This window comes from Zeimonas arvi, from assembly GCF_008039575.1.
GTDB classification, from domain to species: Bacteria; Pseudomonadota; Gammaproteobacteria; order Burkholderiales; family Burkholderiaceae_E; genus Zeimonas; species Zeimonas arvi.
In genome coordinates, this window is record NZ_VDUY01000002.1 from 94,182 (window position 1) to 116,364 (window position 22,183).

Annotated in this window: 19 protein-coding genes and 1 tRNA gene; 12 read left to right on the top strand and 8 right to left on the bottom strand. The window is 68.5% G+C overall.

Annotated features, from left to right (window positions below; all coding sequences use genetic code 11):
• The first annotated feature begins 189 nt into the window (after window positions 1-189).
• Both FHP08_RS04885 and FHP08_RS04890 read left to right on the top strand, forming a co-directional pair.
• A complete protein-coding gene (locus FHP08_RS04885) occupies window positions 190-1,491 on the top strand; it encodes a PQQ-dependent sugar dehydrogenase (protein ID WP_147703213.1) in 1,302 nt (433 codons plus the stop codon).
• A 140-nt stretch (window positions 1,492-1,631) separates the two neighbouring features.
• A complete protein-coding gene (locus tag FHP08_RS04890) occupies window positions 1,632-1,991 on the top strand; it encodes a c-type cytochrome (protein WP_147703214.1) in 360 nt (119 codons plus the stop codon).
• Window positions 1,992-2,038: 47 nt separating this feature from the next.
• On the opposite strand, the gene FHP08_RS04895 is transcribed toward FHP08_RS04890, so the two are convergent.
• Window positions 2,039-2,404 (bottom strand): transmembrane 220 family protein, encoded by a 366-nt coding sequence (locus tag FHP08_RS04895; RefSeq protein WP_147703215.1) that lies wholly within the window; start codon window positions 2,402-2,404, stop codon window positions 2,039-2,041.
• Window positions 2,405-2,532: 128 nt separating this feature from the next.
• On the opposite strand from FHP08_RS04895, the gene FHP08_RS04900 reads away from it, so the two are divergent.
• Genes FHP08_RS04900 through FHP08_RS04910 form a run of 3 tightly spaced genes read left to right on the top strand, consistent with a single transcriptional unit; the run spans window position 2,533 to window position 5,799 of the window.
• Entirely contained in the window at window positions 2,533-3,729 is a 1,197-nt protein-coding gene (locus FHP08_RS04900) for a 3-dehydroquinate synthase (protein ID WP_147703216.1), read from the top strand.
• A complete protein-coding gene (eboE, locus tag FHP08_RS04905; RefSeq protein ID WP_147703217.1) occupies window positions 3,729-4,922 on the top strand; it encodes a metabolite traffic protein EboE in 1,194 nt (397 codons plus the stop codon). Before FHP08_RS04900 ends, eboE begins: the two co-directional genes overlap by 1 nt.
• Window positions 4,923-4,926: 4 nt before the next feature.
• Entirely contained in the window at window positions 4,927-5,799 is an 873-nt protein-coding gene (locus tag FHP08_RS04910; protein WP_147703218.1) for a UbiA family prenyltransferase, read from the top strand.
• A 75-nt stretch (window positions 5,800-5,874) separates the two neighbouring features.
• Here FHP08_RS04910 and FHP08_RS04915 read toward each other — a convergent pair whose 3' ends face one another.
• From FHP08_RS04915 to FHP08_RS04925, 3 genes are all read right to left on the bottom strand, one after another.
• Window positions 5,875-6,186, bottom strand: coding sequence for a putative quinol monooxygenase (locus FHP08_RS04915; protein WP_147703219.1), 312 nt, complete (start codon window positions 6,184-6,186; stop codon window positions 5,875-5,877).
• Between the two features lie 40 nt (window positions 6,187-6,226).
• Entirely contained in the window at window positions 6,227-7,954 is a 1,728-nt protein-coding gene (locus tag FHP08_RS04920; RefSeq protein WP_323808892.1) for a flavin-containing monooxygenase, read from the bottom strand.
• A 137-nt stretch (window positions 7,955-8,091) separates the two neighbouring features.
• Entirely contained in the window at window positions 8,092-8,655 is a 564-nt protein-coding gene (locus tag FHP08_RS04925) for a hypothetical protein (RefSeq protein ID WP_147703220.1), read from the bottom strand.
• Window positions 8,656-8,900: 245 nt separating this feature from the next.
• Between FHP08_RS04925 and FHP08_RS04930 the strand changes: the two genes are divergently transcribed.
• From FHP08_RS04930 to FHP08_RS04940, 3 genes are all read left to right on the top strand, one after another.
• Window positions 8,901-10,199, top strand: a complete 1,299-nt coding sequence (locus tag FHP08_RS04930; protein WP_147703221.1) for a sensor histidine kinase — start codon at window positions 8,901-8,903, stop codon at window positions 10,197-10,199.
• Window positions 10,200-10,209: 10 nt separating this feature from the next.
• Window positions 10,210-11,598, top strand: coding sequence for a sigma-54-dependent transcriptional regulator (locus tag FHP08_RS04935; protein WP_225879036.1), 1,389 nt, complete (start codon window positions 10,210-10,212; stop codon window positions 11,596-11,598).
• 199 nt (window positions 11,599-11,797) lie between these two features.
• Window positions 11,798-12,196 (top strand): hypothetical protein, encoded by a 399-nt coding sequence (locus FHP08_RS04940; RefSeq protein WP_147703223.1) that lies wholly within the window; start codon window positions 11,798-11,800, stop codon window positions 12,194-12,196.
• Between the two features lie 110 nt (window positions 12,197-12,306).
• Here the strand turns inward: FHP08_RS04940 and FHP08_RS04945 are convergent.
• From FHP08_RS04945 to FHP08_RS04960, 4 genes are all read right to left on the bottom strand, one after another.
• Window positions 12,307-12,383, bottom strand: a tRNA-Arg gene (locus FHP08_RS04945).
• Between the two features lie 54 nt (window positions 12,384-12,437).
• Window positions 12,438-13,322: an extracellular solute-binding protein gene (locus FHP08_RS04950; protein WP_147703224.1), complete on the bottom strand. Its 885-nt coding sequence runs from the start codon at window positions 13,320-13,322 to the stop codon at window positions 12,438-12,440.
• Window positions 13,292-14,038 carry an ABC transporter ATP-binding protein gene (locus FHP08_RS04955; protein WP_147703225.1) on the bottom strand — a complete coding sequence of 249 codons (747 nt, stop codon included), beginning with the start codon at window positions 14,036-14,038 and terminating at the stop codon, window positions 13,292-13,294. The genes FHP08_RS04950 and FHP08_RS04955 overlap by 31 nt, the downstream gene beginning before the upstream one ends.
• A gap of 5 nt (window positions 14,039-14,043) precedes the next feature.
• On the bottom strand, window positions 14,044-14,745 hold the full coding sequence (locus FHP08_RS04960) for an ABC transporter permease (protein ID WP_147703226.1): 702 nt from the start codon (window positions 14,743-14,745) through the stop codon (window positions 14,044-14,046).
• A 160-nt stretch (window positions 14,746-14,905) separates the two neighbouring features.
• Here FHP08_RS04960 and FHP08_RS04965 point away from each other — a divergent pair, with 160 nt between their 5' ends.
• The 4 genes from FHP08_RS04965 to lpdA all read left to right on the top strand — a co-directional run bounded on the left by FHP08_RS04965 (window position 14,906) and on the right by lpdA (window position 21,997).
• Window positions 14,906-15,886, top strand: a complete 981-nt coding sequence (locus FHP08_RS04965; RefSeq protein WP_187272172.1) for a helix-turn-helix transcriptional regulator — start codon at window positions 14,906-14,908, stop codon at window positions 15,884-15,886.
• A 147-nt stretch (window positions 15,887-16,033) separates the two neighbouring features.
• The gene (gene aceE / locus FHP08_RS04970) at window positions 16,034-18,745 is read left to right on the top strand and encodes a pyruvate dehydrogenase (acetyl-transferring), homodimeric type (RefSeq protein ID WP_147703228.1); all 2,712 of its coding nucleotides are present in this window, start codon (window positions 16,034-16,036) and stop codon (window positions 18,743-18,745) included.
• A 29-nt stretch (window positions 18,746-18,774) separates the two neighbouring features.
• Entirely contained in the window at window positions 18,775-20,136 is a 1,362-nt protein-coding gene (gene aceF / locus FHP08_RS04975; RefSeq protein ID WP_147703229.1) for a dihydrolipoyllysine-residue acetyltransferase, read from the top strand.
• A 37-nt stretch (window positions 20,137-20,173) separates the two neighbouring features.
• Window positions 20,174-21,997 carry a dihydrolipoyl dehydrogenase gene (lpdA, locus tag FHP08_RS04980; protein ID WP_147703230.1) on the top strand — a complete coding sequence of 608 codons (1,824 nt, stop codon included), beginning with the start codon at window positions 20,174-20,176 and terminating at the stop codon, window positions 21,995-21,997.
• Window positions 21,998-22,183 lie beyond the last annotated feature (186 nt).

Consider the following 22,183-nt stretch of genomic DNA (forward strand, 5'->3'; position numbering starts at 1 on the left):
TTCGCGCCCCCTCCGATTTGCGTTGTTCGACTGAAGTCGGCTGATCTATACTCGATTCACGGGTCGCGCCGGAGAGAAGCGTTTTCGGCGCGTGTCCTGCCGGTGCGGAAGAACCCGTCGCTGGGCTCATCGTTGCGCCGGACCACGAGCGCCGGATCCATTCCGGCGAAACAATGATCAGGAGGAGCAATGAGTCCCATCAAACTGGGGGCCGCGCTGGTCGCCGCGCTTGGCATCGCCTTCGGCAGCGGTGCCGCGGTGGCGGGCCCGAAGATCAAGCTGGAGCCCTTCGTCACCAAAGTCAACACGCCGCTGGCGATGGTCCAGCCGCCGGGTGACAACCGGATGTTCGTCATCGAGCAGTTCGGCCGGGTGCGAGTGATCGAGAACGGCAAGATGCTGCCCACGCCCTTCCTCGACATCCGAAGCAAGATCGTCAAGCAGCACCACGATTTCGACGAGCGCGGGCTTCTCGGCATCGCCTTCCACCCGAAGTTCAGGGAGAACGGCAAGTTCTACGTCGCGTTCAGCACGCACCTGGACTTCCAGCAGGATCTCGGCCAGATGCTCTGGTACGACCACAGCAACGTGGTCGAGGAATACACGGTCTCCAGGAGCGACCCGAACATGGCCGATCCGAGCACGGCCCGCCGGATCAGCTCGATCGCCTGGCCGCAGTTCAACCACAACGGCCACTGGATCGGCTTCGGCCCCGACGGCATGCTTTACATCTCCACCGGCGACGGCGGCTACGCGAACGACTGGGGCATCGGCCACAACGTGACCGACGGCAACGGCCAGGACCTGACCACGCTGCTGGGCAAGATGCTTCGCATCGACGTCGACAAGCGCACCGGCGACAAGCCCTACGGCATTCCCGACGACAATCCGTTCGCCAAGGATCGCAACGCCATGCCCGAGATCTGGGCCTATGGCCTGCGCAACCCGTGGCGCTGCTCCTTCGACACCGGCAGCGGCGCCCTGTTCTGCGGCGACGTGCAGCAGAACAGCTACGAGGAAGTCAGCATCGTGGGCAAGGGGCAGAACATGGGCTGGCGCCGGATGGAAGCCACCCACTGCTTCGACTACACGAAGCCCGACAACCATCCGGCCAGTTGCGACAAGAACGGCCTGACCCTGCCGATCCTGGAATACAAGAACTGCACGGCCAAGCCCGACGGATGCATGGGGATCTCGGTCACCGGCGGCTATGTCTACCAGGGCGCGAACGCGGCCTGGAAGGGCAAGTACATCTTCGGCGACTGGAGCAAGTCCTTTGCAGAGATGGACGGTCAGATCTTCGTGGGCACCAAGGGCGCCGACGGCAAGTGGACGATGGAACTCGCCGAGGTCGTCGGGATGTCGGGCAAGCTGCCCTACATCCTGGCCTTCGCGCAGGACGCGAACGGCGAGGTCTATGCGCTGACCTCCGTGACCACCGGCCCGAACGGCTCGCTGGACACGATCTACAAGATCGTTCCGGCGCAGTGATCGCGGCCTGATCGCCCTGGGGCATCGTCGGCCACGGCCCGCGATGCCCCAGGTTGCTTCGAGCCAGCGATTCTTTCCAGGTCCGGCGGCGGCAGCGCCGGACCGTTCCCGATCCGACGAGTTGTGCAGGTGAAAGGCTGATGAGAAAAAGTCTCGCGTTCGCGGCGGTGTCGCTGCTCCTTGTGTCTGTCGGCGCGCATGCCCAAGGCAAGCCCGCCGAGGAAGAGAAACCGCCGGTCTTCGAGAAAGCCTTCCTGGAAGACCCCGCCAACATCGAGATGGGCAAGCAGGTCTGGCAACAGCAATGCCGCCACTGCCACGGTGCCAGCGCCTACCCGGGCAAGGCGCCCAAGCTGGTGCCGGGACGGATGGACGCCGATTTCATCTACGACCGGGTCACCTACGGCTTCCGGAAGATGCCCGGATGGAAGGAAGTGTTCTCGCAGCAGCAGCGGATGGCGGTCGCGGCCTACATCAAGAGCCACGAGTTCTCGCCCTGAGCGCGCGCCGCGCCAAGGCGGCGGGCACCGGTGTGCCCGCGCGGCGTTCAGACCCGGCCGACGGCAGCGCCGCCTCGCAGCGAGCTGACCCAGGCGACCAGCAGCACGATCAGGAGAAGCATCACGCCCATCCCTTCACGCGCGGTTTCCTCGTTCCACCAGACTTCCTTGTGCCAGAAGCCCGGCATCTGCGGCCAGTAGTACGCGACTGCGGCAACGCCGGCGAGCACGCTGAGCTGCAGCAGGCGGCTGCCGAGCGGCGTGCGCAGCAGGGGCAGGCGGAAGGCGGCGAGAAAGGCCCAGATCATCGGCACCGAGTAGATCGCCATCCACAGCGGCCCGTCCGGGTCGTTGTACTGGACCGCGACGAAGGCGAGCATCAGGATTCCCAACAGGACGTTCAGGTAGCGCATGGCGGCGAAAGTCTCCGGTTGTACGGGCCGGTCGCGCCGGCCGTGAGCGCATTCTCCATCCTCGTCTGTTCGTACACAATGACGATCGAAAGCGGCCGCCGCGCGGCCGGAAACACAGGGCGGCAGCGATGAGCATCCCAGTCACGAAGTCCGCGGTCGAGAGGCAGACGGTCTGGCAGCGGTTTTCCGTGCCCTTCGAGTTCCCGGTGGTGTTCACCGAGGACCTGTTCGCGCCCGGGAACGTCGCGCTGCGCGACGCGATCGCCCGGCTCGAGCCACACAAGCGCCACCGCCTGATCGTCTTCATCGACGACGGCCTCGCTGCCGCGCGGCCCGAACTGGCGGACCAGGTGCAGGCCTACGTGGCAGGGCACGCCGACGCCCTGGAGCTCGTCTGCAAGCCGGTGCTGGTGCCCGGCGGCGAGAAGATCAAGGCCGACCTGCACTTCATCGAGGCGATCCAGCAATCGTTGTTCGACTTCCACATCGACCGCCACTCCTGCGTCGTGGCGATCGGGGGCGGGGCCGTGCTCGATGCCGTCGGGCTGGTGTCCGCCACCACGCACCGCGGCATCCGGCACGTCCGCGTTCCCACCACGGTCCTGGCCCAGAACGACTCGGGGGTGGGCGTCAAGAACGGCGTCAACCTGCATGGCGTGAAGAACTTCGTGGGGACTTTCGCGCCGCCGTTCGCGGTGCTCAACGATCTCGACTTCGCGATGAGCCTGCCCGATCGGGACAAGATCGCGGGCATGGCCGAGGCGGTCAAGGTCGCGCTGATTCGCGACGCCGGTTTCTTCGCGTGGCTCGAGCAGCACTCCGAGCACCTCGCCACCTTCGAGCGCGAGGCAATGGCCACCATGATCCGCCGATGCGCGGAGCTGCACATGCGCCAGATCGCGCACGGCGGCGATCCCTTCGAGACGGGCAGCGCGCGGCCGCTCGACTACGGCCACTGGTCGGCGCACAAGCTCGAAAGCATCACGCGCCACCACGTCAGGCATGGCGAGGCGGTCGCGATCGGCATGGCGCTCGATGCACGCTATTCGGTGCTGAGCGGCCTGCTCGAGGCGGGGCAGGAAGATCGCATCTGCGCCTTGCTCGAGTTCCTCGGCTTCGACCTCTGGCACCCGGGCCTGCTGCGCACCGAGCCCGATGGCGAGCTGGCGATCCTGGCGGGCCTGCGCGAGTTCCGCGAGCACCTGGGCGGCGAGCTCACGATCACGCTGCTCGCAGGCATCGGCACTGGCGTGGAACTCCACGAGATCGACGTGGACCGCATGAAGGAATCGATCGCCTGGCTCGAGCGGCGCCTGGAGGCCTGATGCGGATTCGCGGCACGGTCACCGACTGCCACCTGAGCTACTGCACGAACATCCACGCGGGCGAAACACTCGACGAGGTGATGGCGGGGTTGCGGGAGCACCTGCCGGCGGTGCGAGCCCAGGTCTGCCCCGGCGAACCGATGGGCGTCGGCCTTCGACTGGGTGCGACGGCGCTCGCGGCGCTCCAGGATCCCGCGCGCTTCGAGGCGCTGAAGGGTTTCCTCGACGACGGCGGCTTCTACGTGTTCACGGTCAACGGCTTTCCGTACGGGACCTTCCACGGCGCCACCGTGAAGGAAGGCGCCTACCGACCCGACTGGAGCGATCCGCTCCGACTGGCGTACACGAATGCGCTGGCCGAGCTCTTCGCCCGGCTGCTGCCGGATGGCCTGGAGGGCAGCCTGAGCACGGTGCCGGGCACCTTCAGGCCCTGGGCCGCGGGGCGGCTCGACACGATCACCGCGAACCTGATCGCGCATGTCGCGCGGCTGGTGGAGATCGAGCGCGCCACCGGCAAGACGATCTGCCTGGCCCTGGAGCCCGAGCCCTGCTGCCTCCTCGAGACCGTCGACGAAACCATCGCGTACTTCGAGGGGCATCTGTTCGGCGAGGCCGCACGGGCGCAACTGGCGGCCGCCACCGGCTTGTCGGGAACGGCGCTGGAGGCCGCGATGCGCCGGCACCTGGGGGTCTGCTACGACGTCTGCCACGCGGCGGTCGAGTTCGAGGATCCGGCGGCCAGCATCGCCGCCTTGCGCGCGCGCGGCATCCGGATCGCCAAGGCCCAGCTCAGTTCGGCGCTCCGGGTGCCGGCTCTCGACGAAGCGAGCGCGGCCCGGCTCGAGGCCTTCGCCGAGCCGGTCTACCTGCACCAGGTGGTCGAGCGGCGCGACGGCCAGCTGCGGCGCTTCCTGGACCTGCCCGAGGCGCTCGCGGCGCGCGACACCGCCCGGGGCGCCGAATGGCGCGTGCACTTTCACGTGCCGGTCTTCCTGCCGGAAATGATCGGATTCGGCACCACGCAGTCCTTCCTGGCGGAGGTGCTCGCACTGCATGCGTCCGACCCGGTGTCCGGACATCTCGAGGTCGAGACCTATACCTGGGACGTGCTGCCCGAGGCCTATCGCAAGGTTCCGCTGGGCGCGGCGATTGCCCGCGAGCTCGACTGGGTCCTGCAGAGAATCGGGGGCTGAGCCCATGAAACCGAAGACCGTGCTGAAGCTCGGGCGGGTGTCCAACCTTCCCACCGTATGGACGAACACGCTGGCCGGCGCGGTGCTGGCCGGCGCCACCGCCTTCGGCGCACAGATGGCGGTGATGCTGGTCGCATTCTCGCTGTTCTACGTGGGCGGGATGTTCCTGAACGACGCCTTCGACGCCGAGTACGACGCCCGCGAGCGCCCCGAGCGGCCGATCCCGTCGGGAGAGGTGTCGCGGAGCAGCGTCTTCCTCGCCGGTTACGCGCAGATGGCGCTCGGCCTCCTGCTGCTGGCCTGGGCGGGCTACGGGTTCGGGACCGGCGCCGGCATCGCGCCGGTGCTGGCCGGCGTCGGGCTGGCGGCGGCGATCACCTTGTACGATGCCTGGCACAAGGGCAATCCGCTCAGCCCGCTGCTGATGGGCCTGTGCCGGGTCCTCGTCTATCTCGGGGCAGGGCTCTGCGTGACCCTGGTCCTGCCCGGCGCGCTCTGGCTGGGCGCGGGGTTGCTGCTCTGCTACCTGATCGGGCTCACCTACGTGGCCAAGCAGGAGAACCTCGGCGAGGTCCGCAACCTGTGGCCCTTGCTCTTCCTGGCGGCGCCGGTGCTGCACGGCGCCTGGCTGGCCGCGCAGTCGGCGGTGGTGGCGCCTTTCCTGCTGCTGTTCGTCGTCTGGATGCTCGTCGCGCTCTGGTTCCTGCGTCGCCGACAGCGCGGCGACATCCCGCGCGCCGTGGTCAGCCTGATCGCCGGCATCTCGCTGCTCGACGCGATGCTGATCGCGGGCGCCGGCGCGCCGGCCCTGGCGCTGCTGGCGCTGGCAGGCTTTGCCGTGACGCTTTTCCTGCAGCGCTACATCTCGGGAACCTGAGCGCCCGCCCCGGGTTCCCGAGCGCCCGTGTCGGGAAGCGGGCGCCGGCGATGCCCGGGGCGCGGGTCCTGCGGCTCAGGCCGCCGGGGAAAGGACGTGGATCGCGCGACTGGCGACCAGATCCCTGGTCTGCGCCGCGTAGGCGGCCATGTGCGGGGCGCGGGCATGCGCCTTCAACGCATCCAGGTCGCGCCACTTCTCGATGACCACGAAGGTGTCCGGGCCGAAAGGCGCCTGGAAGCCCAGCACCGGGTCGACGTCGACGGCCGCGCCGTACTCGATGCAGCCGTCCTCGGCGAGCACGTTGGCGCGATTGGCGCGGAAGGCTTCGAGCACGGCCTTCCGCTGTCCGGGTTTGGCGGTGATGACGGCGATGACGTTGATCATGTTCGGGGAGAAGGGAGAGGGGGAAGAGGAAGGAGTTCGGCTATGCCTCGAGCGCCGAGCCGGTTTCCCGGGGCGTCGCGCGCATCGGGGCGTCGAACACGAAGCCGGGGTAGCCCTGGGCAGCGACGTCGTCGCAGATGGCGCGGTATCGGGCCATGCCGCCGGCGTAGGGCATGAAGATCCGCGGCTTGCCGGGAACGTTCGCGCCCAGGTACCAGGAGTGGGGCACGCTCGGCAGCAGCGTGGCGTCGGCGGCGGCCTGCACCGTGGCCAGCCACTGCTCGACTGCTTCCTCGGCGGGCTCGACGCGGGTGGCGCCGCGCTCGCGCATCCAGGCGATGCAGTCGGTGACCCAGTCCACGTGCTGCTCGATGGCGACCGGCAGGTTGCACAGCACCGAGGGACTGCCGGGGCCGGTGATCGTGAACAGGTTCGGGAAGCCCGGCACCTGCAGGCCGAGGCAGTTGCGCGGCCCGGCCCGCCAGGCCTGCTGCAGCGTGAGGCCGTCGCGGCCTTCGATCGCGATCTTCAGGAAGGCGCCGGTCATCGCGTCGAAGCCGGTGGCGAAGACGATGATGTCGAGCGGATACAGCGCGTCGGCCGTCCGGATGCCTTCCGGGACGACCTCCACGATCGGCGCGGCCCGCAGATCCACCAGCGACACGTTGTCGCGGTTGAAGGTCTCGAAGTATTCGGTGTCGATCGGCGGGCGCTTGGCGGCGAAGGGGTGGTCGATGTCCGACAAGATGGCGGCCCTGGCCGGGTCCTTCACCACTTCGCGGATGCGCGCCTTGATGAACCCGGCCGCGGTGTCGTTGGCGGCCTGGTCGACCAGCAGGTCCTTGAAGGCGGCGCGAAAGCGCAGCCCGCCTTTCTCCCAGGCCGCCCGGTAGATGGCGTCGCGCTCGTCGGGCGGGGTGGCGGTGGCCGAACGGTCGGCGAAAAGGAAAGGGTGCCCGTTCGTGCTGGCGTGCATCACCTTGCGGATCTCGTCGACGTGCTCGCGAACGTACTGCCTGAACGCATCGTCCAGCGGCGCGTTGCGGGCCGGAATGCTGTAGTTGGCGGTGCGCTGGAACACGGTGAGGTGGGCCGCCGACTGCGCGATCACCGGCGCGCACTGGATGCCGGTGGAACCGGTGCCGATCAGGCCGACCCGCTTGCCGGTGAAGTCCACTCCCTCGTGCGGCCATTCGCCGGTGTGGTACCAGCGTCCCGAGAAGCTCGGCAGGCCCGGAATGTCCGGCACGTTGGCCGCTGACAGGCCGCCCACGGCCGCGATCAGGAACTGCGCGCTGTAGCGCTCGCCGGTGTCGGTCTCGACCAGCCAGCGGTTGGCCGGCTCGTCGTAGCGGGCGGCAGTGACCCGGGTCTTCAGGCGGATGTCGGGCCGCAGTGCGTAGCGATCGGCCACATGGTTCAGGTAGCGCAGGATCTCGGCCTGTCCCGGGTAGCGCTCGGACCACTGCCACTCGCGCACCAGATCCTCGTCGAAGAAATACTGGTAGGAATGGCTCTCGGAGTCGCAGCGCGCGCCCGGATAGCGGTTCCAGTACCAGGTGCCGCCCACGCCGTCGGCGGCCTCGAGCGCCAGCGCCTTCATGCCGAGATGGTCGCGCAAGCGCAGCAGCTGGTACATGCCCGAGAAGCCCGCGCCGACGATCAGGGCGTCGACCTGCATGCGGTCGCGCCCGGCATCGCCGGCCTCGCGCGGGGCTCGCGGATCGAGCAGGGAAGGGCGCGATCCTGGGGATGCTGCCTCGGCCATCACGTCTCCGGGTGTCGTTCTCGGAACGATGATAGACGCGTGTCGAGCGCGCCGCGAACCCGCCGCGCCGGGAATCGGCACGTGATGCCCACCGCGGCAAGCGGGACCCGCCGGGCCCGCGCGGGACCGGCGCGCAATCAGCGCCGGCAGCGCACCAGCCAGGAGCCCTGGACGATCAGATAGTCCGAAGGCGGCCCGCCGGCGGGCGCTTGCCGCTCGAAACTGCGGCTGAGCCCGCGCTCGCGCCAGTCGGGAATGAAGCGGTAGGCCTGCCCGCCGGGGCCGAGCGGCGGCTCCGCGCGGGCGGCCACCTTGTTGACCGGCAGCCTGTCGTTGTCGCCGCGGTCCGCGACCGCCAGTACCAGCGCGCGATCGCCGGGCGCATCGAAGCCCGGAGGCAGGATCGCGAGGCTGTCCCACCAGCCGTCGGTCATCACCGCGCACTGGACCCGGAGCACGCGCCCGGCCGCGATCTCGGCCGGGCCGATCCCGGCCGCCTGAAGCGCGGGGCGCGCCGCCGCGACATCGCGACGGGTCTCGAGGTCCTGGGCGGTGACCGGGCGTCCGACGGAGACCGTCACCGTCTCGCCGGGGCCGGGCATCGAGGCGCAACCGGCCAGGCCCAGGATCAGGACACAGGCGGCGAGTGGTGCGGCGGTCAGGGCCGAGGGTCGAAACAGGGAGGCGAGCGGACCGGGCATCGATGGGCTCCATAGCAGCGAGCCGGCAGCGTAACCGGGCGCCCCGCAATCCGCAAAGCGGTGCCGCGGCTTGCCGATGCGATTGCCGGATTCGATGATCACTTCCCGGCACCTGGCCTGTTGCGGGGGTACCCGCATTGGTCTGTGCCCGCAGGGTGCCGAACCGTGCGGCAAATCCTGGTGTATCGTCGTGGTTCGACCTGCTCGTTGTCGCCGGTAGTCGCCTCATCGGGGGCAAGCGCAACATGGACACGGCGGAATCGATCTACGAAGCGTTTGCCCAGCGCACCCAGGCGCTGGCTGAAGCGCTCGAGCAGCAGGCGGCCACCGCCGAGATCCTGCGCGCGATCTCTCGCTCCCCCGGCGATGCACAGCCGGTATTCGACACCATCGCGGCGGCCGCTCTGTCTCTGTGCCGCGCGCGCTCCGCGAACGTCTTCACGTTCGACGGCACACTGCTGCACATCGCGGCTCTGGCCATCGTCGACCCGCGGGGCATCGATGCGATGCGCAGCATCTTTCCGCGGCCGGTCAGCCGGGACACGGCGGCCTGCCGGGCAGTGCTGACCCGAGAGGTCGTGGCCATCCCGGACGTGCTCGAAGACCCGGAATTTGCGCCTCGCCAAGCCGCTGTCGCCGCAGGTTTTCGGAGCAGCCTGGGCGTGCCCTTGCTGCGCGACGGCCGGCCGATCGGCGCGATCGCTGTTGGCCGGGCTGAGCCGGGTCCGTTTCCGGCATCCCAGCTCGCGATGCTGCAATCCTTCGCCGACCAGGCCGTGATCGCGATCGAGAATGCGCGCCTCTTTCGGGAGGTCGCCGACAAGAGCCATCAGCTGGAGGTCGCAAGCCGACACAAGAGCGCGTTCCTGGCGAACATGTCCCACGAACTGCGCACGCCGCTCAGTGCGATCATCGGATTCACCCGCATCGTTCTGCGGTCCACCCGGGATCAGATAGACGTCCGGCAGGCCGAGAACCTGGAGAAGATCCTGACCAGCGCGCAGCACCTGCTCTCGCTGATCAACGCCACGCTGGATCTGGCGCGCATCGAGGCAGGCCGGATCGAGATCCAGGTTTCCGATGTCCAGCTCTCCTTCTTGCTGCGAGATTGCCTGCGCACGGTGGAGCCACTGCTGGCCGACGGCGTGCGCCTGCGCGCGCAGTTCGATCCAGGCTTGCCGGTGATGCGGGTGGACGAGGCGAAACTGCGCCAGATCGTGATCAACCTGCTGAGCAACGCCGTCAAGTTCACCGAGCGCGGCTGCATCGACCTGCGGGCCGGCTGGCGCGATGGCACGGTCGAGATCGCCGTCGCCGACACCGGCATCGGCATTCCGGCCGAGTTGCTCGAATCGATCTTCGAGGAGTTCGAGCAGGTCGACGCCAGTAGCTCCCGCGTCCATGGTGGAACGGGGCTCGGACTGGCCATCGCGCGGCGCTTGGCCCGGGCCCTGGATTGCGAGCTCGTCGCGCAGTCCGTTCCCGGCGCAGGATCGACCTTCACGCTGACCTTGCCGCAGCGCTGTCGCCCCGATGCACCCTGATGCCGCCACGGTGCTGATCGTCGACGTTCAGCCACTCAACGTCGACCTGCTCGAGCAGGAGCTCGAGGCCGCCGGCTACCGAACCCTGGCTGCGACCGATGGCGAACAGGCGCTGGCTAGAGCCATCGAGCGGGCGCCTGACCTGATCCTGCTGGATGTGATGATGCCGGGCATCGACGGCTACGAGACCTGCCGCCGTTTGAAAGCGGCCGAAGCGACCCGCGCCATTCCCGTCATCTTCCTGACCGCGCTGAAGGAAACCTTCGACAAGGTCCGTGCCTTCGAGATCGGTGCCGTCGACTACGTCACGAAGCCTTTCGAGACCGCGGAGCTGCTTGCACGGGTCGGCACCCACGTCGCGTTGCGTCGCGAGATCGCAGCCCACCAACGCTCGAAGGCCACGATACGCGGGCTGGTCGAGCAGCAGCGGCACGACGCCGGTGTCCTGGTCGGCGACTCGGCGGCACTGTCACGGGTGCGCGGGCTCATCGCGCAGGTGGCCGCCACCGACAGCACCGTCCTGATTGCCGGCGAGACTGGCACCGGCAAGGAACTGGTCGCGCGCGCCGTTCATGAGCAGAGCGCTCGCCGCGACCGTGCGCTGGTGACGCTCAATTGCGCGGCGCTGCCAGGCGCGCTCGTGGAGAGCGAGTTGTTCGGGCACGAGAAGGGCGCATTCACCGGTGCCCACCAGCAAAGGCGCGGCCGTTTCGAGCTGGCCGACGGCGGAAGCCTGTTTCTCGACGAGGTCGGGGAGCTCCCTCTCGAAGCCCAGGCAAAGCTGCTGCGCGCACTTCAGGAGCGCGAGTTCGAGCGGGTCGGCGGCACGCGGGCGCTGCGCGTCGATGTGCGCGTGATCGCGGCAACCAACCGCGACCTGCGGGCGGAAGTAGCTGCCGGGCGCTTTCGCGCCGATCTCTACTTCCGTCTCAGCGTGTTTCCGATCACGCTACCGCCGCTGCGGGAGCGTCGGGGCGACATTCCACAACTGGTTCGACATGTCGTCGCCCGCGTTGCGAGACGGCTCGGCCGGCAGGCGGACCATGTTTCGCCGGCCTTCATCGCCTGGGCGTGCGCCTACGACTGGCCTGGTAACGTGCGCGAACTCGAGAATGCCGTGGAGCGCGCGCTGATCCTTTCGAGCGGCGGCCTGCTCGAGGCTGTGGATGGTTTGGCAGCATCTCCCATCGAGAATCGGGCGGATCCGCAAATGCCGTCGGCGATCGCGTCGCTGCAGGTGGTCGAGCAGACCCATATCCGCCGCGCGCTGGACGCCACCGGCTGGACCATCGAAGGCGACAACGGTGCCGCTCGCCTGCTCGGCCTGAATGCGAGCACCCTGCGCGGACGCATGCGCAAGTACGGGATTCGAAAGCCGACCGGTCGCGAATCCCGCTGACCTGCCCGCCGCCTGCGACGGGCGCCACCGTCACATCCGGCGGTCGGGTGCGCCAGGGCCGCAGACCAACTGGCCTGAGGCCTGGCAAGCCATTGATTGCGAAGGCGTGTCTTCTCCGAACCACATCTGGCATGGAACCTGCACAAGCGTCTGTGCACGGCGAATCGGTCGATTCCAGACGTGCGCAAAGGAGAACGTCATGGCACAGGACCTCGTTTCGATGGGAAGCGGACAGACTCGGGTGACGCGAGCGGTGGCGACGATCGCGGTTGCGGGCGCACTGGGCGCACTGGGCGGTTTGGGCGGTATGGGCGGACAGAGCGCCGCACAGGCTCAGGGAAGCCTTGCCGGCGAGAGCATCGAATCGCTTGAAAGGCTCTTCTGGATCTGCGACTACGGCTCCATTCACGAACCGTTCGACGCTGGCTTCGCCATGGAGTGCAGCGTCGTATGGGAGGCGCTGAAGGCACGAAAGTTCAATGGCGACTTCGACTCGTTTCTGGCCTGGTGGCGTCAGAAGAAGGACGATGAGCACGGAGCGCTTGCCAACTCCCGCCGGCCAGGAGCGCCGGAAATGGCGGACCTCCGCAGACGCTGACCTGGAGGCCTTCGGCGGGGTACCGGGCGCAGCCCGGCCGAAGGCCACCGATGCGCAAAAAAAAAGGGCTTAGAGATTTCTCTCTAAGCCCTTGATTTTGCTGAATAAGGTGGCGCGGCTGGCAGGATTCGAACCCACGACCCCTTGGTTCGTAGCCAAGTACTCTATCCAACTGAGCTACAGCCGCGCAGAAGCGAAATTATAACAGTTTTTTTGAGCTTGTCAGCCGCCCGCGCGTGCCTCAGGCATCGCCGCCTGCATTCGGGAAGAAGAGCTGCTCGCCGTCGAACTTGTAGCCGCCGATCGCCGCCTGGCCCTCTGGGGAGAGCAACCAGTCGATGAAGGCCTGGCCGGCCTTCTGCTTCACGTGCGCATGCCTGGCGGGATTGACCAGCATCACGCCGTACTGGTTGAACAGGCGCTTGTCGCCCTCGACCGAGACCACCAGGTCGGCCCGGTTCTTGAACGAGAGCCAGGTGCCCCGGTCGGCCAGGACGTAGGCGTTCATGCCGGCGGCGCTGTTCAGCGCCGGGCCCATGCCGGAGCCGGTCTCGCGGTACCAGCTGCCCGACCCGGTCCTCGGGTCCACCCCGGCCATCTTCCAGAAGCGCATCTCGGCCGCGTGGGTGCCGCTGCGGTCGCCGCGGGACACGAAGGGCGCCCTGGCTGCGGCGATCTTCTTCAGCGCGCCCACCACGTCCTTGCTGCCGCCCACCCTGGCCGGATCCGCCTTCGGTCCGATCAGCACGAAGTCGTTGTACATGACAGGCTGCCGCTTCACCCCGAAGCCCTCGGCCACGAACTTCTCCTCGGCGGCCCGGTCGTGGACGAACACGACGTCGGCGTCGCCGCGCCGGCCGATGTCCAGCGCCTGGCCCGTGCCCACCGCGACGACCTTGACCGAGATGCCGGTCTTTTTCTCGAAGATCGGCAAGATGTGCCTGAACAGCCCCGACTGCTCGGTCGAGGTGGTCGAGGAAACGGTGATCGATTCGGCCGTCTGTGCGGTGACGGCACCGAGCGACAGGAGCGCGGCGAGCGCGGCCCCGGCGCCGAGGAGGAACGCCGCGAGCCGCCCGCGGGCGATCGACTGGCTCAGCAATCGCAGGCCGCCTCGGGTTGCCATGGCAGTTCTCCTTGAAGGAAGCCTTGCGCCTCTACGGTACGGGGGGCGCGGAAGAAATCGCCGGTCCGGCCGCGCTCGAGCAGCCGGCCGGCATTCAGGAACAGGACCTCGTCGGCGAGCCTGGCCACCTGGCCCAGGTTGTGCGAGGTCATCAGCACGCGGCATCCACTGGCGGCGATCTCCCGGATCAGCGCTTCGATCGATTCGCGGGCGGCGGGGTCCAGGCTGGCGGTCGGCTCGTCGAGCATCAGCAGCCGCGGCCCGGTGAGCCAGGCGCGGGCGATCGCCAGGCGCTGGCGTTCGCCGCCCGAGAGCTTCAGCGCCGGCGCGCGGACCAGGGCCGACAGGCCGACCCGCTCGAGCATCGTGAGCGCGTGCGCGCGCACGGTCTTCTCAGGCAGCCCCGCCGCGTGGCGGGCGAGCATCAGGTTGTCCAGCACGCTGCCCCGGAACAGCGACGGGTGCTGGAATACCAGGGCCTGGCCTTCGAAGGCGGTGTCGTCGCGCGGGGGCGTGCGGCCTTCGAAGCGCACGCGGCCGGCATCGGGTTGCAGCAGCCCGTGGGCGATGCGCAGCGTGAGCGTCTTGCCGGCGCCGTTCGGGCCGATCAGGGCGCAGATCGACCCATCGCCCCAGGTGAAGTCGATGCGGTCGAGCAGGGTCCGGCCGCCAGGCCGGAAGCAGACGCCATCGAGCTCGAGGAGGGGCGCGCTCATGACGCTCAGGCTCCGAAGCGTCGCATCGCCAGGCCGCGACTCGCGCTGGCCACCAGGTTCAGCCCGAGCACGATGGTCATCAGCAGCATGCCGAGCGCCAGCGCCAGCGCCAGGTCGCCCTTGCTGGTCTCCAGCGCGATCGCGGTGGTCATCGTGCGCGTGATCCCGTCGATGTTCCCACCGACGATCATCACGGCGCCGACCTCGGAGATCGCTCGGCCCAGGCCGGCCAGCAGGATCGCCACCAGCGAGAAGCGGGTGTGCCACAGGAGCACGCGGACCCGGCTGGGCAGCGACAGGCGGAGCGAGCGCAAGGCCTCGCCGTGCTCGCGCCAGGCGTCGTCGACCATCTGCCGGGTGAGCGCCGCGATCAGCGGCAGCGTCAGGCAGGTCTGCGCGACCACCATTGCCGTCGGCGTGAAGAGGAGCCCCATGGGGCCGAGCGGGCCGCTGCGGGACAGCAGCAGGTAGACCAGCACGCCGACGATCACGGAGGGCAGGCCCATGAAGGTGTTCATCGCCACGGTGACTGCCGGCTTGCCGGGGAAGCGCGCGATCGCCACCAGCGCGCCCAGGGGCAGGCCGAGTGCGGCGCCGAGCGCGACCGCGCTGAGGCTCACCTCGAGGGAGAGCAGCGCGATGTCCGCGACGTCGCCTTCGAAGTGGCGCAGCAGGACCAGCGCTTCGCGCAGTGCCTCGGGGATCATCGGTGCAGTATATGAATGGGGCTTTCATGCCTTACCATTCGGCAATTGTTTGCATATATCGGACGACCGGATGAAACCTCGCGCATCCACTGCGTCCCGCGGCCGGGGAGACGCGGAATCGGCCGGGTCCGGCGCGCCCGCTCCGCGGGTACGGCTCGCGGTGCAGATCGCCGATGGCGACCAGGCGCCGGATCTCACCGGCCTGGCGCGCCTGCTCGCGGCGCTCGAATCCTCGCCCCGGATGGCGGCCGCCGCCCGTGAGCTCGACGTGTCCTACCGGACGGCGTGGAGCAGGGTGGTGGAGGCCGAGCGGCTCACTGGCTTTCACCTCGTCGAACGAGTGAAGGGGCACGGGACTCGCCTGACCGAGACCGGCCGCGCGGTCGTCGCGGCGGTCGCTGCATTCGAGCAAGAGGCGGAACGAGGCCTTCGAAGGCCGATCGACAGGCTGGCCGCCCGGCTGGCCGCGGTCTCGTCGAGCGCCGCCCGCCGGCCGCTGCGGCTTGCGGCCAGCCACGACCTGCTGCTGCAGCGCTGCCTGGCCGAGCGTCTCGCTGCGGGGGTCCAGGTGCGCTTCGTGGGATCCGAAGAGGCGCTGGAGGCGTTCGCTCGGGGCGAAGTCGAGCTTGCGGGCTTTCATGTGCCGGCCGGCCAACGTCCGGCCGCGCCGGCGCGGCCGGGCGGCGCAGCGAGCTTCGTGGCCCCGCTGGCGCGCCGCGAGCAAGGCCTGATCGTGGCGCCGGGCAATCCGCGTCGAATCCGGGACGTGGCCGACCTGGCGCGCACGGGCTTGCGCTTCGTGAACCGCCAGCGTGGCGCCGCCACCCGCAGCTGGCTCGACCGCCTGCTTCGGGAACAGGGGATCAGTCCGGAGCGCATCGCGGGCTACGAGATCGAGGAGGCCTCGCACCTGGCGGTGGCGGCCACGGTTGCCGCCGGCGACGCCGACGCGGGCTTCGGCCTGAAGGCCGCCGCGCTTCGCTTCGGCCTGGGCTTCGTGTCGATCGGGGTCGAGACCTACTGGCTGGCCGGCGACGACGCGCTTGCGCGCGATGGCCGGGTGCGGGAACTGATCGCGGCGGTCCGGAGGCTGGCGGCGGAGACCGAGGGTTACATGACGCCACCTTCGAGCGGCAAGTGAGACATCAGGACCTGCACGGAGTGGACATCTCGTTAACCATAATATGAAATATCAATTCAGATTCTGAAAATTTTTCTTGTCTTTTGCAAGGGGCCTTCCTAGAATTCGGCGAACCACCCAGCCGATCGCAACGAGAGAGGAGAAGCCATGTCAGCGGTCCCCAGCCAGCTGCCCGCCGCCAACGACCCCGTCGACATCGACGCCCTCGAGACCAGCGAATGGCTAGACGCGCTCGAGGCGGTCATCGACCGCGAAGGTCCCGAGCGTGCGCATTTCCTGCTCGAGCAGATGATCGAGAAGGCTCGTCGGTCGGGGGCCTACATTCCTTTCTCGGCGAACACCGCCTACCTGAACACGATCCCCCCGCATCTCGAGGCCCGGTCGCCGGGCAACGCCGAATACGAGGAGCGGATCCGGTCCTTCATCCGCTGGAACGCCATGGCGATGGTCGTGCGGGCCAACAAGCACAACCCGCCCGACGGCGGAGACCTCGGCGGCCACATCGCATCCTTCGCCTCGCTGGCCACGATGATCGGCACCGGCATGAACCACTTCTGGAATGCGCCGCACGAGGGCCACGGTGGCGACCTGGTCTATTTCCAGGGGCACTCGGCCCCCGGCATCTACGGCCGCGCCTTCCTGGAAGGGCGCCTCAGCGAGGAGCAGCTGGCGAACTTCCGCCAGGAGGTGCAGGGCAAGGGGCTGTCGTCCTACCCGCACCCCAAGCTGATGCCGGAGTTCTGGCAGTTTCCCACGGTCTCGATGGGTCTGGGCCCGCTGATGGCGATCTACCAGGCCCGCTTCCTGAAGTACCTGCACGCCCGCGGCATCGCCGACACCAGCAATCGCAAGGTCTGGGTCTTCTGCGGCGACGGCGAGATGGACGAGCCCGAGTCGCTGGGCGCGATCAGCCTGGCCGCCCGCGAGAAGCTCGACAACCTGGTCTTCGTCATCAACTGCAACCTGCAGCGGCTCGACGGGCCGGTGCGCGGCAACGGCAAGATCATCCAGGAGCTCGAGGGGGACTTCCGCGGTTCGGGCTGGAACGTCATCAAGCTGATCTGGGGCTCGTACTGGGATCCGCTGCTGGCGCGCGACAAGGACGGCATCCTGCAGCGCGTCATGGAGGAGACGGTCGACGGCGAGTACCAGGCCTACAAGGCCAACGACGGCGCCTTCGTGCGCAAGCACTTCTTCGGCAAGCATGCCAAGCTGCTGGAGATGGTGTCGCGGATGACCGACGACGACATCTGGCGCCTGAACCGCGGCGGTCACGACCCGCACAAGGTCTATGCGGCCTTCCACGCGGCCACCCATCACAAGGGTCAGCCGACGGTGCTGCTGGTCAAGACGGTCAAGGGCTACGGCATGGGCCGCGCCGGCGAGGCCAAGAACCCGACCCACCAGCTCAAGAAGCTCGACGCCGATTCGATCCGGGAGTTCCGCGATCGCTTCGCCATTCCGATCCCCGACGACAAGCTGGAGGCCTTGCCCTTCTACCGGCCGGACCCCGAGTCGCCGGAGATGAAGTACATGCTCGAGCGCCGCGCCGCGCTCGGCGGCTCCTTGCCCCAGCGCCGGACGAAGTCCAGCGAGAAGTTCGCCGTGCCGGGCCTGGACGCCTTCAAGGCGGTGCTCGAACCCACCGCCGAGGGGCGCGAGATCTCCACCACGCAGGCTTTCGTGCGGGTGCTGACCGCGCTGGTGCGCGACAAGACGCTGGGCCCGCGGGTGGTGCCGATCGTGCCCGACGAGGCACGGACCTTCGGCCTCGAGGGCATGTTCCGCCAGCTGGGGATCTACGCGCCGGAAGGGCAGAAATACACGCCGGTGGACAAGGACCAGGTCATGTACTACCGCGAGGACGCGGCCGGCCAGATCCTGCAGGAGGGCATCAACGAGGCGGGCGCGTTCAGTTCGTGGATCGCCGCGGCGACGTCGTACTCGACGAACGACCGGATCATGATTCCCTTCTACGCGTACTACTCGATGTTCGGCTTCCAGCGGGTCGGCGACCTGGCCTGGGCGGCCGGCGACATGCAGGCGCGCGGCTTCCTGCTGGGCGGCACCGCTGGCCGCACCACGCTGAACGGCGAGGGCCTGCAGCACGAGGACGGCCACAGCCACATCCTGTCGGCCACGATCCCGAACTGCGTGTCCTACGACCCGACCTTCGCGCACGAGGTGGCGGTCATCATTCAGCACGGCCTCGAGCGCATGGTCGGGAATCAGGAGAACGTCTTCTACTACCTGACCTTGATGAACGAGAACTACCCGCATCCGGGGCTGAAGGCCGGAGACGAGGAGGGGATCGTTCGCGGCGGCTACCTGCTCGAGGCGGGCCCGAAGAAGGCCGAGCACCGGGTGCAGTTGCTGGGTTCGGGCACGATCCTGCGCGAGGTCATGGCGGCGGCCAGGATGCTCGAGGCCGACTGGGGCATCGCCGGCGACGTCTGGAGCATCACCAGCTTCACCGAGTTGCGGCGCGACGGCATGGATTGCGAACGCTGGAATCTGCTGCACCCGACCGGCAAGGCGAAGACACCCTACCTGACCACGATGCTCGAGAAGACCACCGGGCCGGTGGTGGCGTCCACCGACTACATGAAGCTGTTCGCCGACCAGGTCCGGCCCTACATCCCCAAGGGACGCAGCTACAAGGTGCTGGGCACCGACGGCTTCGGCCGCTCCGACTTCCGCTACCGGCTGCGCGAGCACTTCGAGGTGGATCGTCGCTTCGTCGTGGTGGCCGCGCTGAAGTCGCTGGCCGACGAGGGCGCGATTCCTGCGAAGAAGGTCGCCGACGCGATTCGCAAGTACGGGATCGATCCCGAGAAGTCCAACCCGCATCACGCCTGAGCGACGCCTTCACGAGAGAGACGAGAACGATGAGCACGATCGAAGTGAAGGTTCCGGACATCGGCGACTTCAAGGAAGTCGAAGTCATCGAGGTCCTGGTCAAGGCGGGCGACGCGATCGCGGTCGAGCAGTCGCTGATCACCGTGGAGTCGGACAAGGCCTCGATGGAGATCCCGTCCTCGGCAGCCGGCGTCCTGAAGGACCTGAGGGTCAAGGTCGGCGACAAGGTGTCCGAGGGCATGCTGCTCGCGATCGTCGAGGCCGGCGAGGGGGCCGCGGCAGCGGCGCCGGCCTCCGAGGCGCCGAAGACCGCGCCGGCGCCGGCCGAGGCGGCGGCTGCCGCTTCCACCGTCGAAGCGCCGGTCGCAGCGGCGCCGACCCGCGCCGCGAGCCCGGTCGTCGAGACTGCGGTGCCGGCCCGCCCGCCGTCGCCGACCGCGACGCTCGCCGAAGAGCCCGATGGCTCGCGGGTAGCCAAGGCACACGCTTCGCCCTCGGTGCGCAAGTTTGCCCGCGAGCTCGGCGTTGACCTGTCCAGGGTCAAGGGCAGCGGGCCGAAGGAGCGGATCACTCACGAGGACGTGCGCGCCTGGGTCAAGGCAGCGATCGCGCGGATCGAAGGCGGCGAGCCGGCCGCGGGCGGAGGCGAGGGCGCCGGCCTGGGCCTCATCCCCTGGCCCAGGGTCGACTTCGCGAAGTTCGGCCCCATCGAGACGAAGCCGGTCGCGCGCATCCGCAAGATCTCGGCGGCCAACCTGCATCGCAACTGGGTGATGATTCCCCACGTCACGAATCACGACGAGGCGGACATCACCGAGCTGGAGGCCTTCCGTGTCCAGCTGAACCAGGAGCAGGGCAAGGCCGGCGTGAAGGTCACGATGCTGGCCTTCCTGATCAAGGCCTGCGTGTCGGCGCTGCAGAGGTTCCCCGAGTTCAATGCCTCGCTCGACGGCGAGAACGTGGTGCTGAAGAACTACTGGCACATCGGTTTCGCGGCGGACACCCCCAACGGGCTGATGGTCCCGGTGATCCGCGATGCCGACAAGAAGGGCATCTTCCAGATCGCGCAGGAGACCTCGGAGCTCGCGGCCAAGGCACGCGAAGGCAAGCTCTCGCCGGCCGACATGCAGGGCGGCACCTTCTCGATCTCCAGCCTGGGCGGCATCGGCGGCACCTACTTCACGCCGATCATCAACGCCCCCGAGGTGGCCATCCTCGGCGTGTGCCGCTCCTTCACCAAGCCGGTGTGGAACGGCGAGAAGTTCAAACCGCGCTTGATCCTGCCGCTGTCGCTGTCCTGGGACCATCGAGTGGTCGACGGCGCCGCGGCCGCGCGCTTCAACGTCTACCTGGCGCAACTTCTGGCGGACTTCCGCCGCGTGATGCTCTGACCCGCAGCGAGCCGAACAGAACCCAACCGAGAAGACGATGAGCACGATCGAAGTGAAGATTCCGGACATCGGCGACTTCAAGGAAGTCGAGGTCATCGAGGTCCTGGTCAAGGCGGGCGACGCGATCGCGGTCGAGCAGTCGCTGATCACCGTGGAGTCGGACAAGGCCTCGATGGAGATCCCGTCCTCGGCAGCCGGCGTGATCAAGGCGCTGCGGGTCAAGGTCGGCGACAAGGTGTCCGAGGGCTCGGTGCTGCTCGAGCTCGAGCCCGCCGCCGCTCCGGCTCCCGCTGCCCAGCCGGCGGCCGCGCCGGCCGTGGTCGCCCAGGCTGCCGCGGCCCCCGCCGAGGCGAGCTCGCCGGCTGCCGCGGCGAGAGCGCCTGCGCCGGCCGCCGCGCCCGCGGCGAACCTGCCCCCGCCCGACCACCAGTGCCAGCTGGTCGTGCTGGGCGGTGGCCCCGGCGGCTACTCGGCGGCCTTCCGGGCGGCGGATCTGGGCATGGACGTGGTCCTGGTCGAACGCTATCCCACGCTCGGCGGCGTGTGCCTGAACGTGGGCTGCATCCCCTCCAAGGCCCTGCTGCACGTGGCGGCGGTCGTCGACGAGGCGCGGCATTTCTCGCGCTACGGCATCGAGTTCGGCGAGCCGAAGATCGACATCGACGCGCTGCGCGCCCACAAGGAGCGGGTGGTCGGCAAGCTCACCGGCGGTCTGGCCAGCATGGCCAAGGGGCGCAAGGTCAGGGTGATCCGGGGCTACGGGCATTTCGTGGACCCGACGCACCTGGAGATCGAGCTCACCGAAGGCGATGGCCAGGAGAAGACCGGCAAGACCGAGCTGCTGCGCTTCGAGCAGGCGATCGTCGCGGCCGGCTCGTCCGCGGTGCGGCTGCCTTTCCTGCCCAACGACCCGCGTATCGTCGACTCCACCGGGGCGCTGCAGCTGCGCCAGGTGCCGAAGAAGATGCTGGTCATCGGCGGCGGCATCATCGGCCTGGAGATGGCCTCGGTCTACTCCACGCTGGGGTCCCGGATCGACGTCGTCGAGATGCTGGACGGTCTGATGGCCGGTGCCGACCGTGACCTGGTCCGCGTGTGGCAGAAGCACAACGAGAAGCGCTTCGACCGGGTCATGCTGCGTACGAAGACAGTCAAGGCCACTGCGCGCGAGGACGGCATCCACGTCTGGTTCGAGGGCGAGAACGCGCCCCAAGGCGAGGGCCCGCAGGTCTACGATCTGGTGCTGAGCGCGGTCGGCCGCAGCCCGAACGGCAACAAGATCGGCGCCGAGCGGGCCGGCATCGCGGTGAACGAGCGCGGCTTCGTCCCGGTGGATCGCCAGATGCGCACCAACCTGCCGCACATCTTCGCGATCGGCGACGTCGTGGGCCAGCCCATGCTCGCGCACAAGGCGGTTCACGAAGGGCACGTGGCGGCAGAGGTCGCCGCCGGCCACAAGGCCTTCTTCGACGCCCGGGTCATTCCTTCGGTCGCCTACACCGACCCCGAAGTGGCCTGGGTCGGCGTGACCGAGGACGAGGCGAAGAAACAGGGCCTGAAGGTCGGCAAGGCGGTCTTCCCCTGGGCGGCGTCCGGGCGGGCGATCGCCAACGGCCGCGACGAGGGCTTCACCAAGCTCTTGTTCGATGAGGAATCCCACCGCATCGTGGGCGGAGCCATCGTGGGCACGCATGCCGGCGACATGATCGGCGAGGTCGCGCTGGCGATCGAGATGGGAGCCGACGCCACCGACATCGGGCGGACGATCCATCCGCACCCGACCCTCGGCGAGTCCATCGGCATGGCCGCTGAGGTGTTCGAGGGTGTCTGCACCGACATCGCCCCGCCGCGCAAGCGCTGACTCGGGGCGAGGGCCGGTGCCCGGGAGGCACCCGCCGCCTCGGTGACATTTGTCGCGGGTCCTGGCGCTGCGGGTGGTCAGCGCGCGAGAAGCCGGTTAGGATCGCGAACCCGGAGCGTTTACAATTCGCCTCCGTCGACCGGCCACTGCGCGACCAGCGAAGCCGTGGCAACCGGATTGCCGGCC